This window comes from Sphingomonas sp. OK281 (assembly GCF_900115295.1).
Classification (GTDB): Bacteria; Pseudomonadota; Alphaproteobacteria; order Sphingomonadales; family Sphingomonadaceae; genus Sphingomonas.
In genome coordinates this window covers 830,187-841,873 of record NZ_FOVZ01000002.1, presented here as the reverse complement: position 1 = coordinate 841,873, position 11,687 = coordinate 830,187, and the positions used below count along the sequence as shown (strand labels likewise).

The window sequence follows — 11,687 nt, the reverse complement described above, 5'->3', positions numbered from 1 at the left end:
ACCGGTCGAAATTGAGCTTAGCCGACGACGAGGTCTTCGCTGTTCGACCCGTAATAGCTGGCGACGCGGTCGGCATAGGCCTGGTCGAAGACGGGTGCGTTGTTTGCCCAGCTCGGGCCGCCTTCGAGGACGCGCTTGTCGATCGTGACGACGTAGAGGTCGCGGACGGCGTCGAACTGGAGGAGCGCATACGGCAGCGGGTAGAAGCTCTTGCCCATGCCAAGGAAGCCGCCGAGGCTGAGGACGGCGTGCGTGACGCGGCCGGTGCCCTTGTGGACCATGAACGCGTGGACCGAGCCGACATTGTCCCCGTCGCGGCTCTCGACCTTCATCGTGCCGGAGATGTTCGACTGGACGAGCAGCTGGGTGGGCGTCTGGGCGGCGGTATCGGACATGGACATTCTCCTGATTTCTTCCGTCGTTGAACCGGTATCACCGTGCGGCGGTTCCCGCCTGACGCTCTTCGTCGTACTTGAGCGGCCGCCGGGCGTGCCGCATAGCAGTGCGATGCGCACTCCGTCCCCTTCCCTCGTCGGCTTGCGATCGCTTGCCAGCCCCCTCGTCCTCGCGCGGCTTGCCGGTCTGGCGACGCTCGCGTCGATCGCGGGCTGCGTGCCGCCACCGCGGGCCAAAGCGCCGCCCCCGCCGCGCATTATGGCCCCGGCCGCTGCTCCGGCACCGCGTCCGGCACCGATTGCTGCCGACTGGCGCGACTGGCCGTATTCGCCGGGGACGTGGGTGTATCGCCGCGATGCGCGCGGTTCGATCGCGTTGTTCGGGCCGGCCAATGCCGATGCCTCGCTGACGGTGCGCTGCGACACGGCGGCGCGCCAGGTCTATCTGTCGCGCGCGGGCAGTACGCCGACGCCGCTGACAATCCGCACGTCGAGCGTTACGCGCGCCGTGTCCGTACAGCGGACCGGAGGCACGCCGCCCTATGTCGCGGCTGCGCTGATGCCGAACGATTCGTTGCTGGAGGCGATGGGGTTCAGTCGCGGGCGGTTCGTCGTCCAGCAGGCCGGACTGCCACCGCTCGTCGTCCCCGCCTGGGCCGAGATCGAACGCGTCACCGAGGATTGCCGCGGCTAATTTCGACGAACCGGCAGCCGCACAGGGTTGCCCGAAAACTTCCGTAAAACAAGGCTTGTATCGCAGCCGCGGTCGGCACACATTGGCGTTGCGGTCAGGCTTGGCCGCGTTGTTTCAACAAGCGAAAGGAGGTGATCCGATGTCTCATGGTTCAGCAGTGAGTTCGGTTCGGTTCGTTCGGGGGACGCACCGCTAAGTCCGCCGGTCCGCGTGGGGAGTATCCTCTCCCAGTCAACACGTGGTCCATAGGATAGGCGGTACGCATGGTCCTCCGGGCTGGAGCTCTCCGGCCGCTGACCATGTCAGGAGGCTGTCGGTTCGTCGTGAGACGATCCGACAGCCTCTTTTCGTTTGTGGGAACTACAGGGTGTGTTGGCATGCCGCGCTCGGGGGCAAACCCATTGCCCGGCCCGCGCTGCCTAATGTGAGGCCAATGCCAGACTCCACCGCTACGTACTTGATCGGTTAAGTTTTGCGGCATTGTGTGGCCGAAACTATCTAGAGATTCCGGGACGTTTGGCACGCCGCCGTCCGTGACAGATCGAAGGGGCAGCGCACGTCCTTGATTTCCCGCGAAGGCGGGAGCCAAGTCTGGATCCCCGCCTTCGCGGGGAAACATGCTGGTTCAGGTACACACGCTGCGCTTTGCCCGGTGGAGGCGGCGGTTGCCCAAGACCGCCGTCCTACAGGAACGACTTCGCCCGGTTGAGGACGATGCTGCACATCCGCGTCTTCACCTGCCCGCCGAGGTCGTCGAGTGAAAACGCTTGGCCGTTCGGCGCCTGCACTTCGCCTTCCTGTCCCGCGGCATAGCCCGGCGAAGTATGCACACCCTGTCGCCCGGTCAGACGCTGAAGGATCGACTGCGCGCCGGTGGCCGGAGCCTTCGCGCTGCCCGCTCGTGACGCTGCATTCCGCCCGCCGGTTAAGGCGCCAAGTGCACCGCCTTGCCCGAGCAGATTGTTCTTCAAGCAATAGCTGAGCAACCCGGCAGCATTACCCGCGCCGATCGATCCGACGTTCGGCAATGCGCCTCCTAGCAGACCGCCGAGTCCCCCGAGGCTGCCCAGGCCACCCTGAGTCGACGCCGACTCCGGCGCGGTGGTCTGGGCCGAGGCCGTGGTCGCGAGGGCAAAGGCTGCGACGAGGGCGATTGCGGTCTTGGGCATGATGAGCGTGCTCCGATGAGGTCGCAATACAAACAGGACTGGCCGGGGTGCGTTCCGGGCTCGCCTTCGTTCAGCCGCCCGCGAAGAACGCGTCGACCGATCCGCGCTTGGCGCCCAACGCCGCCGCGACCCGTCGGCGGGCATCGTAATATACCAGTGCCGGCGCGACCGGATCGGTCTGTCGAAGGCGGGCGGCCTTCGCGTCCGTCAGGCTGCTCTCGCCCGCGACATGATCCGCATACTCCTCCTGCTGCCAGGTCGGGAGCATAGCGCTGCGCACTCCGCCAAGATCGTTGGCGATCATGATGTGCGTCGTCTCGTGCGCGATCACGCCGGACAGCGTCCGGGTACCACCGATCGCACGACCGTTCGTCACGCGATCCGCGGGGACATCGCTGCGGTTGAAAACGATCGCCGAACTGAAGGGCCGGCGGAATGCAAAGGCGCCCGGCGACTGGATCGCCAAAAGGCGCCACCGCCAGCCACCGTCCGTCAGGAACAGCGACCGATCGAGCGGGCCGGTGTAGATCGGACTGGCGCGCAGCAACCCTTCCGCGCGCGCCAGTTCGCCGGCAATCCGCGGATCGATCGGACGCTCGGCATAGACGGTGACGGTGCCGACGTGCTGCTTATACGGAAACGCGAGCAACTGCGGCGCGTGGACGACCGCGACGGCAAGCAGAAGGAGGAAGGCCACGACCCACCGGACGGGCCCCCGCCCCCTTCTGCCTGCGCGCGTCGTCAGGCCGGCGTCAGCAAGCCTTCGCGCGCGATCTTCTCGCGCCACACCAGCGGTGCAAGCTGGTGGACGTTCTCGCCCGCGGAATCGACCGCGACGGTCACCGGGAAGTCGGCGACCTCGAATTCGTAGATCGCTTCCATGCCAAGATCGGCGAAGCCGACTACCTTCGAGCCCTTGATCGCGCGCGCCACGAGATATGCAGCCCCGCCGACCGCCATCAGATACGCGGACTTGGCCTCCGCGATCGCCTTGGTCGCATCGCCCCCGCGCTCCGCCTTGCCGACCATCGCCAGCAGGCCCTGGTCGAGCATCATCCGCGTGAACTTGTCCATCCGCGTCGCCGTGGTGGGGCCCGCAGGTCCGACGACTTCCTCGCCGACCGGATCGACCGGGCCGACATAGTAAATCACGCGACCCTTGAAATCGACCGGCAGCGGCTCGCCCGCATCGAGCATGTCCTTGATGCGCTTGTGCGCCGCGTCGCGCCCGGTCAGCATCTTGCCGTTGAGCAGCAGGCGGTCGCCGTGCTTCCAGGTCTGCACGACTTCGGGCGTCAGCGTGTCGAGATCGACGCGGATCGCGGCCTTGTCGGGCGTCCAGTTGACGTCGGGCCATTCCTCCAGCTTCGGCGCCTCCAGATATACCGGGCCCGAGCCGTCGAGCACGAAATGCGCGTGGCGGGTGGCGGCGCAGTTCGGGATCATCGCCACCGGCTTCGACGCGGCATGCGTCGGCCAGTCGAAGATCTTGACGTCGAGGATGGTCGACAGCCCGCCCAAGCCCTGCGCGCCGATACCGAGCGCATTGACCTTGTCGTAGATCTCGATCCGCAGCGCCTCGATGTCGTTTTTCGGCCCGCGCACCTTCAACTGCGCCATGTCGATCGAACCCATCAGCGACTGCTTGGCGAGGATCATCGACTTCTCGGCGGTGCCGCCGATGCCGATCCCGAGCATGCCGGGCGGGCACCAGCCGGCGCCCATCTGCGGGATCATCTCGAGCACCCAGTCGACGATCGAGTCGGATGGGTTCATCATCTTGAACTTCGACTTGTTCTCGCTGCCGCCACCCTTCGCCGCGACGTCGATCGAGACGGTGTTGCCGGGCACCATCTCGACATGCATCACGCTCGGCGTGTTGTCTTTGGTGTTGCGGCGGGTGAAGGCGGGATCGGCGAGGATCGACGCGCGCAGCTTGTTCTCGGGGTTGAGATAGGCTTTCCGCACGCCCTCATCGACGACCTCCTGCAAGGAGCGGGTCGAGTCGAGGCGGCAATCCTGGCCCCATTTGACGAAGATCGTGACGATCCCCGTGTCCTGGCAGATCGGGCGGTGGCCCTCGGCGCACATCCGGCTGTTAGTCAGGATCTGCGCGATCGCATCCTTGGCGGCGGGGCTCTGCTCGGCCTCGTACGCGACGCCCAGTGCGCGGATGTAATCCATCGGGTGGTAGTAGCTGATGAACTGGAGTGCGTCGGCGACGCTTTCGATCAGGTCGGCTTCGGTGATGACGGTCATGCAGCGCCTTTACGGATACAGGTTTGCAGACGTCTTAGCGGCGATCGTGCAATTTTTGAAGACGGGGCCGTTGCGGTGATCGGGGCGCAAACGGCCAAAGGTTACGATAAGGTCACACCAACGCGCCCTCGGGTATCCGATGCCACCAAACGGAAAAGGCCGGGATGGCTTCACCGCCACCCCGACCTTTCCCAATCATTACAGAGCGTTGTGCGATTACATCGGCGGGGTAAGGCCGTCCTTGCCGACGGCGACCGACTTGGCGCCCTTGGAGTCGGTCGAGACGATCGCGAACAGCTTCTGGCCCTTGGCGAGGACGGTGCGCTCGGCCGGCTCGAACCGGACGATCGGCGTGCCGACGGGAACGACGACCTGTGCCTTGCCGCCCTTGTACGAGATGCTCAGCTTGGTCTCGCCGGGCTTGCCTGCGCCGCCGGTAACGGTGCCGTTGGTCATGCCGCTCTGCTGCGCGACCGTGCCGTTCGTCATCGCGCTCTGGCCATCGACGTTGCCGTTGGTCATCGCGCTCTGCCCGTCGACGGTGCCGTTGGTCATCGCGCTGGAGCCGTTCGTGCCGCCGCCCGCAGCCGCGACCGCGCCGGGGACGTCCCAGGGATAATGACCCTCGCCCGTGCCGCGCATCGCCTCGGGGAAGATCACCAGTTCGACCGCGCGCAGGGCGTCGTCGGGGCCGGTCGTCGCGGTGCCGATGAAGTCGCCGTCCTTGAGCGTCGACAGGTCGGACTTCACCACCCAGGCGAACTTGGTGTTGGCGTCGAGCGGCACGGTGGCCGACTTGCCGTCATAGGTCTGGACGGTCAGCGCATCCGTGCCGATCGCGGTGATCACGCCGCGCACGCGGTTGACCGCCGGGGTCGCGCTCGCCGCGGCGCTGGTGTTGCCCATGGCGATGTTCGCGGTCGTGGTATTCGAGTCCGTCGAAGTCGTCTGACCACAGCCGCCGAGGACCGCGATCACGCCGCCCAGCAGCATCAGCTTTTTCGTCAACATCGCAGTAAATCCTTCACAATATCAAAGCGTAGCGCCGAGACGGCACCGGCGATCGGTTCGCAGACGGCCATGATGATATGGTCGATGTACGTCAACGCCGGAAGGGACAATCGGTCGCATCGCATGGACAGGGCGTGCGGGCGACCGGAAGGCCATTTCGGCGGCGGCAGGCCGACTTCGGCTTTCCGCGCGGCGCTGCCCCGCCTAGAATGTGCCGATGCAGGATATCAGAAACATCGTCGTCCTGACGGGCGCGGGCATCGCGCCGGAAAGCGGGATCGCGACGTTCCGCGGGCCGGGCGGCTTGTGGGAGGGGCACCGTGTCGAGAAGACATGCCCTTCCCCATTTATACGGAAATATGCCCTGAATCAGTAGGTTAGTGGCACTTCGAAGCGGTAAACAGCCGATGCCCTTCCCACATTTTCGAATGTCCGTTTTCGCCCACTTGCGGACATTCGCCAAGCGTCTCAATCTGCGGTGATGAGCAGGGTAGACATTCAGCGTGAGGCCGCTCCTGAGATCGTGGCGGACGTCAGGATGTATGAAACGGCGGACGGCGGCAGGGCAGCTCCCGCCGCGCCGGGTTGGGGCTGTCCGGTGATGGTGTCGGATGTCGAACCGCTATTGGGCTTTGACGCACTCCCGCTACTGCGCGACCAAGCGCTTGAACCCGGCGAGTGCCGACGCTTGGGTTTTGTGTTTTTATCGCCCCAAGAGGCGGTAGCGGCCATCGAGAAAGCGGGCCGCTTCTATCTGTGGGAAGGTCGGTTCGTTGGCGAGGCGACCGTGGTTGCGAACGGCAGCTAACCACCACTTTCAGACATTCCGCCGCCAGCGTATTCAACGCCCATGAGCGATATCCATAACATCGTGATCCTGACCGGAGCGGGCGTTTCCGCCGAATCCGGCATCCCCACATTTCGCTCCAAATCGGGCGTAACCTATTGGGATGTGGACGATAACGACCTTGTTCCGAAAAGTTATAGAGTTGAAGACGTGTGCACCCCCGAGGCGCTCGCGGCGGATCCGGAACTGGTGCACCGGTTCTACGATCTGCGGCGCGCGGCTCTGGCGGAGGTCGAGCCTAACGCCGCGCACCACGCGCTGGCGCGGCTGGATGCGGCTTGGGAGGGCGAATTGCTGATCGTTACGCAGAATGTCGACGACCTGCATGAGCGCGCGGGGGCGACGCGGATGCTGCATATGCATGGCGAGTTGTTGTCGGCCTTGTGCGCCGTTTGTGGGGGGCGTGAGCCTTGGACGGGGGCGTTGCCTGAGGGGTCGGTGTGCGGCGCGTGTGGGGCGGCGGCGTTGCGGCCGGACATCGTGTTCTTCGGCGAGATGCCGTACCAGATGGAGCGGATCGAGGCGGCGTTGGCTAAGGCCGATCTGTTTGTGTCGATCGGGACTTCGGGCGCGGTGTATCCGGCGGCGGGGTTCGTGCAGACCGCGGCGTATCACGGGGCAAGGACGCTGGAGCTGAACCTCGATCCGTCGATGGGGAGCGTGTTCTTCGAGCAGACGCGGATCGGTGCGGCGGGCGTGCTTGTGCCGGCCTGGGTGGACGAAGTGCTCGGCTAGGTACCTGGCATTCACCCCGGCGAAGGCCGGGGCCCAGTTGGGAAGGCCTGAGTAACGGAGCGCTGTCCGTCGTGACGACCGTCCCCCAACTGGGCCCCGGCCTTCGCCGGGGTGAGCGCGGGTTGGTGCTGACCGAGGGCGGAAAGATTGTTCTCCCGCGAAGGCGGGAGTCCAGTCTGGGCCCCCGCCTTCGCGGGGGAACAGTCTTTTAGACGACGGTCAGTCGACCCAGTCTAGGCCCATGTCGCGATAGACTTCGCGGTCTTCGTCCCAGCCGGGTTTGACCTTTACGTGCAGGTACAGATGGACGGGCTTGCCGGTGATCGAGGCGAGTTCGATGCGGGAGCGGGCGCCGATCTCCTTGATGCGGACGCCGCCCTTGCCGAGCACAATCGCGCGCTGCGTCGGGCGTTCGACGAGGATCTGCTGGTGGATTTCGAGGCTGCCGTCCTGGCGTTCGATATACTGCTCGGTCTCGATCGTGCTCGCATAGGGGAGTTCGGCGTGGAGCTGGAGATAGAGCTGCTCGCGGGTCACTTCGGAGGCCAGTGCGCGTTCGGTCGAGTCGGAGACCTGGTCCTCGGGATAGTGCCACGGACCTTCCGGCATCGCCTTGGCGAGCTGCGTCTTGAAGTGGGCGAGGCCGTCGCCGGTGCCGGCGCTGATGAAGAACGTTTCGGCGAACGGGAGCAGTGCGTTCAGTTTCTCGGCGTGGATCAGCAACTTGGTCTTGTCGGCGAGATCGACCTTGTTGAGGATCAGCCAGATCGGCTCGGTGCGGCCGACCAGCGACTCGACGATCGTCGTGACCTTGCCGCCGATCCCGCCCTTCGCGTCGACCACCAGCGCGATGATGTCGGAGCCTTCCGCGCCTCCCCAGGCGGCGGCGACCATCGCGCGGTCGAAGCGGCGCTTGGGCTCGAAGATGCCGGGAGTGTCGACGAGCAGGATCTGCGTGTCGCCTTCGATCGCGACGCCCATCAACTTCGCGCGCGTCGTCTGCGCCTTGGGGCTGACGATGGCGACCTTCTGGCCGACGAGCGCATTGACGAGCGTCGACTTGCCCGCGTTCGGCGCGCCGACGATGGCGACTAGGCCGCAATGCTTGGGGGCGGAGATTTCAGGCGTGGTAGTTTCGGTCACTTAGGCTCTTTTCGGCATCGGGATATTCAAGGCGGGTCATACAGATAAAACGCCCTCGCGTCATTCCCGCCGAATTGCGGCCTCACTCGCCGGCGCGTCGGGCGCAGTCCGAGAAGGAGAAATGGTTCACGCGGAGGCGCGGAGGCGCGGAGGCGCGGAGATGGTGTGCATGGGGCTTGCGCCGTCTGCCATCATGCGCCGTCGATTAGCTCGGAGGCATTCGGGGCAAGTCCGGAGTTCCAACCGCACCGCCTCCGCGGCTCCGCGTCTCCGCGTGAACCATTCTTCTCAGCCGAGCTTCTCCAGCAGCGCCTTGGCGGCGGCGGTCTCGGCTTCCTGTTTGCTGGAGCCGGTTGCAGTCGCTTCGGCGAGTTTGCCGACTGACACCAGCATCGTGAATTTCGGGGCGTGGCCGGGGCCGGTGCGTTCTACGATGGTGTATTCGGGGGGCTTACGGTTGTGGGCGGCCGCCCATTCCTGGAGGGCGGACTTGGGGTGTTGGGGGGCCTTTGCGCCGGCCTGGACGCGATCGCCCCAGGCGCCGCGGACGAATTTGCGCGCGGCGTCTAGGCCGGCTTCCTGATACCAAGCGCCGATCAGCGCTTCCATCACGTCGCCGAGCACGTTGTCGCTGTCGCTGGCGCCGTCGTCGCGGGCCTGCTTGCCGAGTTTGAGGTGCGCGCGGACGCCGAGTTCTCGCGCGACGTCGGCGCAGACCGGGCCGGTGACGAGTGCGTTCAGGCGCTTCGACAGCGAACCCTCGGGGTCTGTGGCGAACAGTTCGTACAGCCACTCGGCGATGATCAGGCCGAGTACGCGGTCGCCTAGGAACTCGAGACGCTCATAGTTCGCCGCGGCCTGGCTGCCGTGCGTGAGGGCGCGCTCATAGGGGGCGAGGTTGGTCGGTGCGCGGCCGAAGAGCGTCTTCAGCCAGCCGGCGAGGTCGCTCAAAAGCCTTCCCCGATACGGCTCCAGCGCGCGGCACTGACCCAGGTCCACGGCTTCAGCCATTCGGCATTGCCGTCGGTCGAGAAGAAGTTGACGACCGCCTTGCCCTCGACGTTCTCGAGCGGGACGTAGCCCATGCCCTGCGGCGCGGGGAACCGGCTGTCGCCGCTGTCGTCGCGGTTGTCGCCCATCACGAAGATGTGGCCCGCGGGGATGGTGTAGAGGCCGGTATCGTCGCGGTCGGGGAGTTCGGCCTGGTCGAGGACTTCGTAGCTGCGGCCGCCCGGAAGCGTTTCGCGGAAGCGAGGGTAGCGGCATATCTGGACGTTTGCGACGACGTCGACGAACGGCGCGCCGCATTTCTCGGCGTTGAAGTTCTCGGTCAGCGGGATCGTGAAGTCGGCGATGCGGAGCTTCGGGATCGCCTTGCCGTTGAGGTAGACTGTGCCCTGGCGCATCTGGATGGTCTCGCCGGGCAGGCCGATGACGCGCTTGATGACGTCGTGGTCGAGCACTTCGGGTGCGCGGAAGACGACGACGTCGCCGCGCGTCGGCGTGCTGCCGAAGATGCGGCCGGGGATCAGCGGGATACCGGCGGGGAGCGACCAGCGCGAATAGCCGTAGTTCCACTTCGAGACGAAGAGATAGTCGCCGATCAGCAGCCGGGGCAGCATCGATTCGGACGGGATGCTGAACGGCGCGAAGATGAAGCTGCGCAGGATCAGCACGACCACGGCCAGCTTGAGCAGGAAGCGGAACGTTTCGCTCGTTTCGGAACGTACGGGTTTGGTCTTAACGTCATTTGCCATGTGCGCGGGGTTTGCGCAGACCGCGCCTATCGTCAAGCGTGAGCGGGATACGTGTCACCGAAAGAGCGTTGTCGCGGTCTCGCGCTTGCAGCATGACCGGCGCGCACGTCTATTCGGAGAAGTAGCATGACCGCCGACTGGTCCAAGATCGAAACCCTGCCCGCCGCCAAGCTGACTGACCTGTTCGCGGCGGACTCGGAGCGCCTCTCGAAGCTGAGCCTCGACGTCGCGGGGATCCACTTCGACTGGTCGAAGACGCATCTGACGACGGACATGGTCACCGCGTTCGAAGAGATGGCGAAGGCGCAGGACCTGTCGGGCAAGCGGCAGGCGCTGTTCTCGGGCGAGGTCGTCAACGTCACCGAGGGCCGCGCGGTCGAGCACACCGCCGAGCGCGGCGAGGGCAAGCCCGAGAGCGTCGCGATCGCGCAGGCGAGCCACCAGCGCATGCGGACGCTGATCGATGCGATCGAGGCCGAGGCGCTCGGTCCGGTGCGGCATATCCTGCACGTCGGGATCGGTGGGTCGGCGCTGGGGCCGCAGTTGCTGGTCGATGCGCTGGGACGTGACGACAAGCGCTACGACGTGGCGATCGTCGCCAATGTCGACGGCGTGGCGCTGGAGGACGTGTTCGCGAAGTTCGATCCGGCGGCGACGTTGCTGGTGGTCGCGTCGAAGACGTTCACCACGACCGAGACGCTGATGAACGCCGAAAGCGTGCTGCAGTGGATGACCGAGCATAATGTCGAGGATCCGTATGGCCGCGTGATCGCGCTGACCGCGTCGCCCGAGAAGGCGATGGAATGGGGCGTCGACGAGACGCGAATCTTGCCGTTCGCGGAGAGCGTCGGCGGGCGGTATTCGCTGTGGTCGACGATCGGTTTTCCGGCGGCGATCGCGCTGGGTTGGGACCGGTTCGAGGAGTTGCTCGAGGGGGCGGCCGAGATGGATCGGCATTTCCGGCTTTCGGCTCTGCACGAGAACGCGCCGGCGCTCGCAGCGTTCGCGGACCTGTACTATACGCAGATCCGGCATGCCGAGACGCGCGCGCCGTTCGCGTATGACGAGCGGTTGCGGTTGCTGCCGAGCTATCTCCAGCAGCTGGAGATGGAGTCGAACGGCAAGTCTGTGACGGTCGACGGCCAGCCGCTCGGGCGGCCGTCGGCGGCGATCACTTGGGGTGGCGTCGGCACCGAGGCGCAGCATGCGGTGTTCCAGTTGCTCCACCAGGGCACGCATCTCGTCCCGGTCGAGTTCATCGCGGTGATCGAGCCGGGCGATACGTTGCCCGAGGAGCATCACCGGGCGCTGTTGCTCAACGCGTTCGCGCAGGGGGCTGCGTTGATGGCGGGCAAGCAGGTCGAGGATCCGGCGCGGAGCTATTCGGGCGATCGGCCGTCTTCGACGTTGCTGCTGGACGATCTGGATGCGCGGACGCTGGGCGCGCTGATCGCGTTTTATGAGCACCGGGTGTTCGTGAACGGCGTGCTGCTGGGGATCAACTCGTTCGACCAGTTCGGGGTGGAGCTGGGGAAGGAAATGGCGAAGGCTGCGGAGAAGGGCGGACAGACGTTCGATCCCTCGACGGATGACCTGATCAAGCGCGCGTTTGGGTGAGGTTTTGGGGGCGCTTCCCCCCTTATTCTGAAGTTGCCCTCGGCTACTCCACCCCGGCGA

General features: G+C 65.6%; 12 protein-coding genes and 1 pseudogene. 5 read left to right on the top strand and 8 right to left on the bottom strand.

Annotated elements, in window-relative coordinates; translation table 11 throughout:
• Positions 1 to 17: 17 nt before the first annotated feature.
• Entirely contained in the window at positions 18 to 395 is a 378-nt protein-coding gene (locus BM244_RS09990; protein WP_093398743.1) for a PRC-barrel domain-containing protein, read from the bottom strand.
• A 112-nt stretch (positions 396 to 507) separates the two neighbouring features.
• Between BM244_RS09990 and BM244_RS09985 the strand changes: the two genes are divergently transcribed.
• The gene (locus BM244_RS09985) at positions 508 to 1,089 is read left to right on the top strand and encodes a hypothetical protein (RefSeq protein WP_254784368.1); all 582 of its coding nucleotides are present in this window, start codon (positions 508 to 510) and stop codon (positions 1,087 to 1,089) included.
• Between the two features lie 683 nt (positions 1,090 to 1,772).
• On the opposite strand, the gene BM244_RS09980 is transcribed toward BM244_RS09985, so the two are convergent.
• From BM244_RS09980 to BM244_RS09965, 4 genes are all read right to left on the bottom strand, one after another.
• Positions 1,773 to 2,258 (bottom strand): DUF2501 domain-containing protein, encoded by a 486-nt coding sequence (locus BM244_RS09980; protein ID WP_093398742.1) that lies wholly within the window; start codon positions 2,256 to 2,258, stop codon positions 1,773 to 1,775.
• Positions 2,259 to 2,328: 70 nt separating this feature from the next.
• The gene (locus BM244_RS09975; protein ID WP_093398741.1) at positions 2,329 to 2,955 is read right to left on the bottom strand and encodes a hypothetical protein; all 627 of its coding nucleotides are present in this window, start codon (positions 2,953 to 2,955) and stop codon (positions 2,329 to 2,331) included.
• A 44-nt stretch (positions 2,956 to 2,999) separates the two neighbouring features.
• The gene (locus BM244_RS09970) at positions 3,000 to 4,517 is read right to left on the bottom strand and encodes a fumarate hydratase (protein WP_093398740.1); all 1,518 of its coding nucleotides are present in this window, start codon (positions 4,515 to 4,517) and stop codon (positions 3,000 to 3,002) included.
• Positions 4,518 to 4,733: 216 nt separating this feature from the next.
• Entirely contained in the window at positions 4,734 to 5,528 is a 795-nt protein-coding gene (locus BM244_RS09965; protein ID WP_175518154.1) for a hypothetical protein, read from the bottom strand.
• 217 nt (positions 5,529 to 5,745) lie between these two features.
• On the opposite strand from BM244_RS09965, the pseudogene BM244_RS22645 reads away from it, so the two are divergent.
• The 3 genes and pseudogenes from BM244_RS22645 to BM244_RS09955 all read left to right on the top strand — a co-directional run.
• Positions 5,746 to 5,856 (top strand): annotated as a pseudogene (locus BM244_RS22645) (NAD-dependent protein deacylase); the annotation flags it as partial.
• Positions 5,857 to 6,009: 153 nt separating this feature from the next.
• Entirely contained in the window at positions 6,010 to 6,336 is a 327-nt protein-coding gene (locus tag BM244_RS09960) for a hypothetical protein (protein WP_175518153.1), read from the top strand.
• A gap of 42 nt (positions 6,337 to 6,378) precedes the next feature.
• Positions 6,379 to 7,110 (top strand): NAD-dependent deacylase, encoded by a 732-nt coding sequence (locus tag BM244_RS09955; RefSeq protein ID WP_093398739.1) that lies wholly within the window; start codon positions 6,379 to 6,381, stop codon positions 7,108 to 7,110.
• 219 nt (positions 7,111 to 7,329) lie between these two features.
• Here the strand turns inward: BM244_RS09955 and era are convergent, their stop codons facing one another.
• From era to lepB, 3 genes are all read right to left on the bottom strand, one after another.
• Complete coding sequence (gene era, locus BM244_RS09950; protein ID WP_254784367.1) at positions 7,330 to 8,253, bottom strand: GTPase Era; 924 nt, start codon at positions 8,251 to 8,253, stop codon at positions 7,330 to 7,332.
• A 288-nt stretch (positions 8,254 to 8,541) separates the two neighbouring features.
• Positions 8,542 to 9,204 (bottom strand): ribonuclease III, encoded by a 663-nt coding sequence (gene rnc, locus BM244_RS09945; RefSeq protein WP_056065532.1) that lies wholly within the window; start codon positions 9,202 to 9,204, stop codon positions 8,542 to 8,544.
• Complete coding sequence (lepB, locus tag BM244_RS09940) at positions 9,201 to 10,010, bottom strand: signal peptidase I (RefSeq protein WP_093398737.1); 810 nt, start codon at positions 10,008 to 10,010, stop codon at positions 9,201 to 9,203. The genes rnc and lepB overlap by 4 nt, the downstream gene beginning before the upstream one ends.
• Positions 10,011 to 10,136: 126 nt before the next feature.
• Between lepB and pgi the strand changes: the two genes are divergently transcribed.
• Positions 10,137 to 11,627 carry a glucose-6-phosphate isomerase gene (pgi, locus tag BM244_RS09935; RefSeq protein ID WP_093398736.1) on the top strand — a complete coding sequence of 497 codons (1,491 nt, stop codon included), beginning with the start codon at positions 10,137 to 10,139 and terminating at the stop codon, positions 11,625 to 11,627.
• Positions 11,628 to 11,687: the final 60 nt, after the last annotated feature.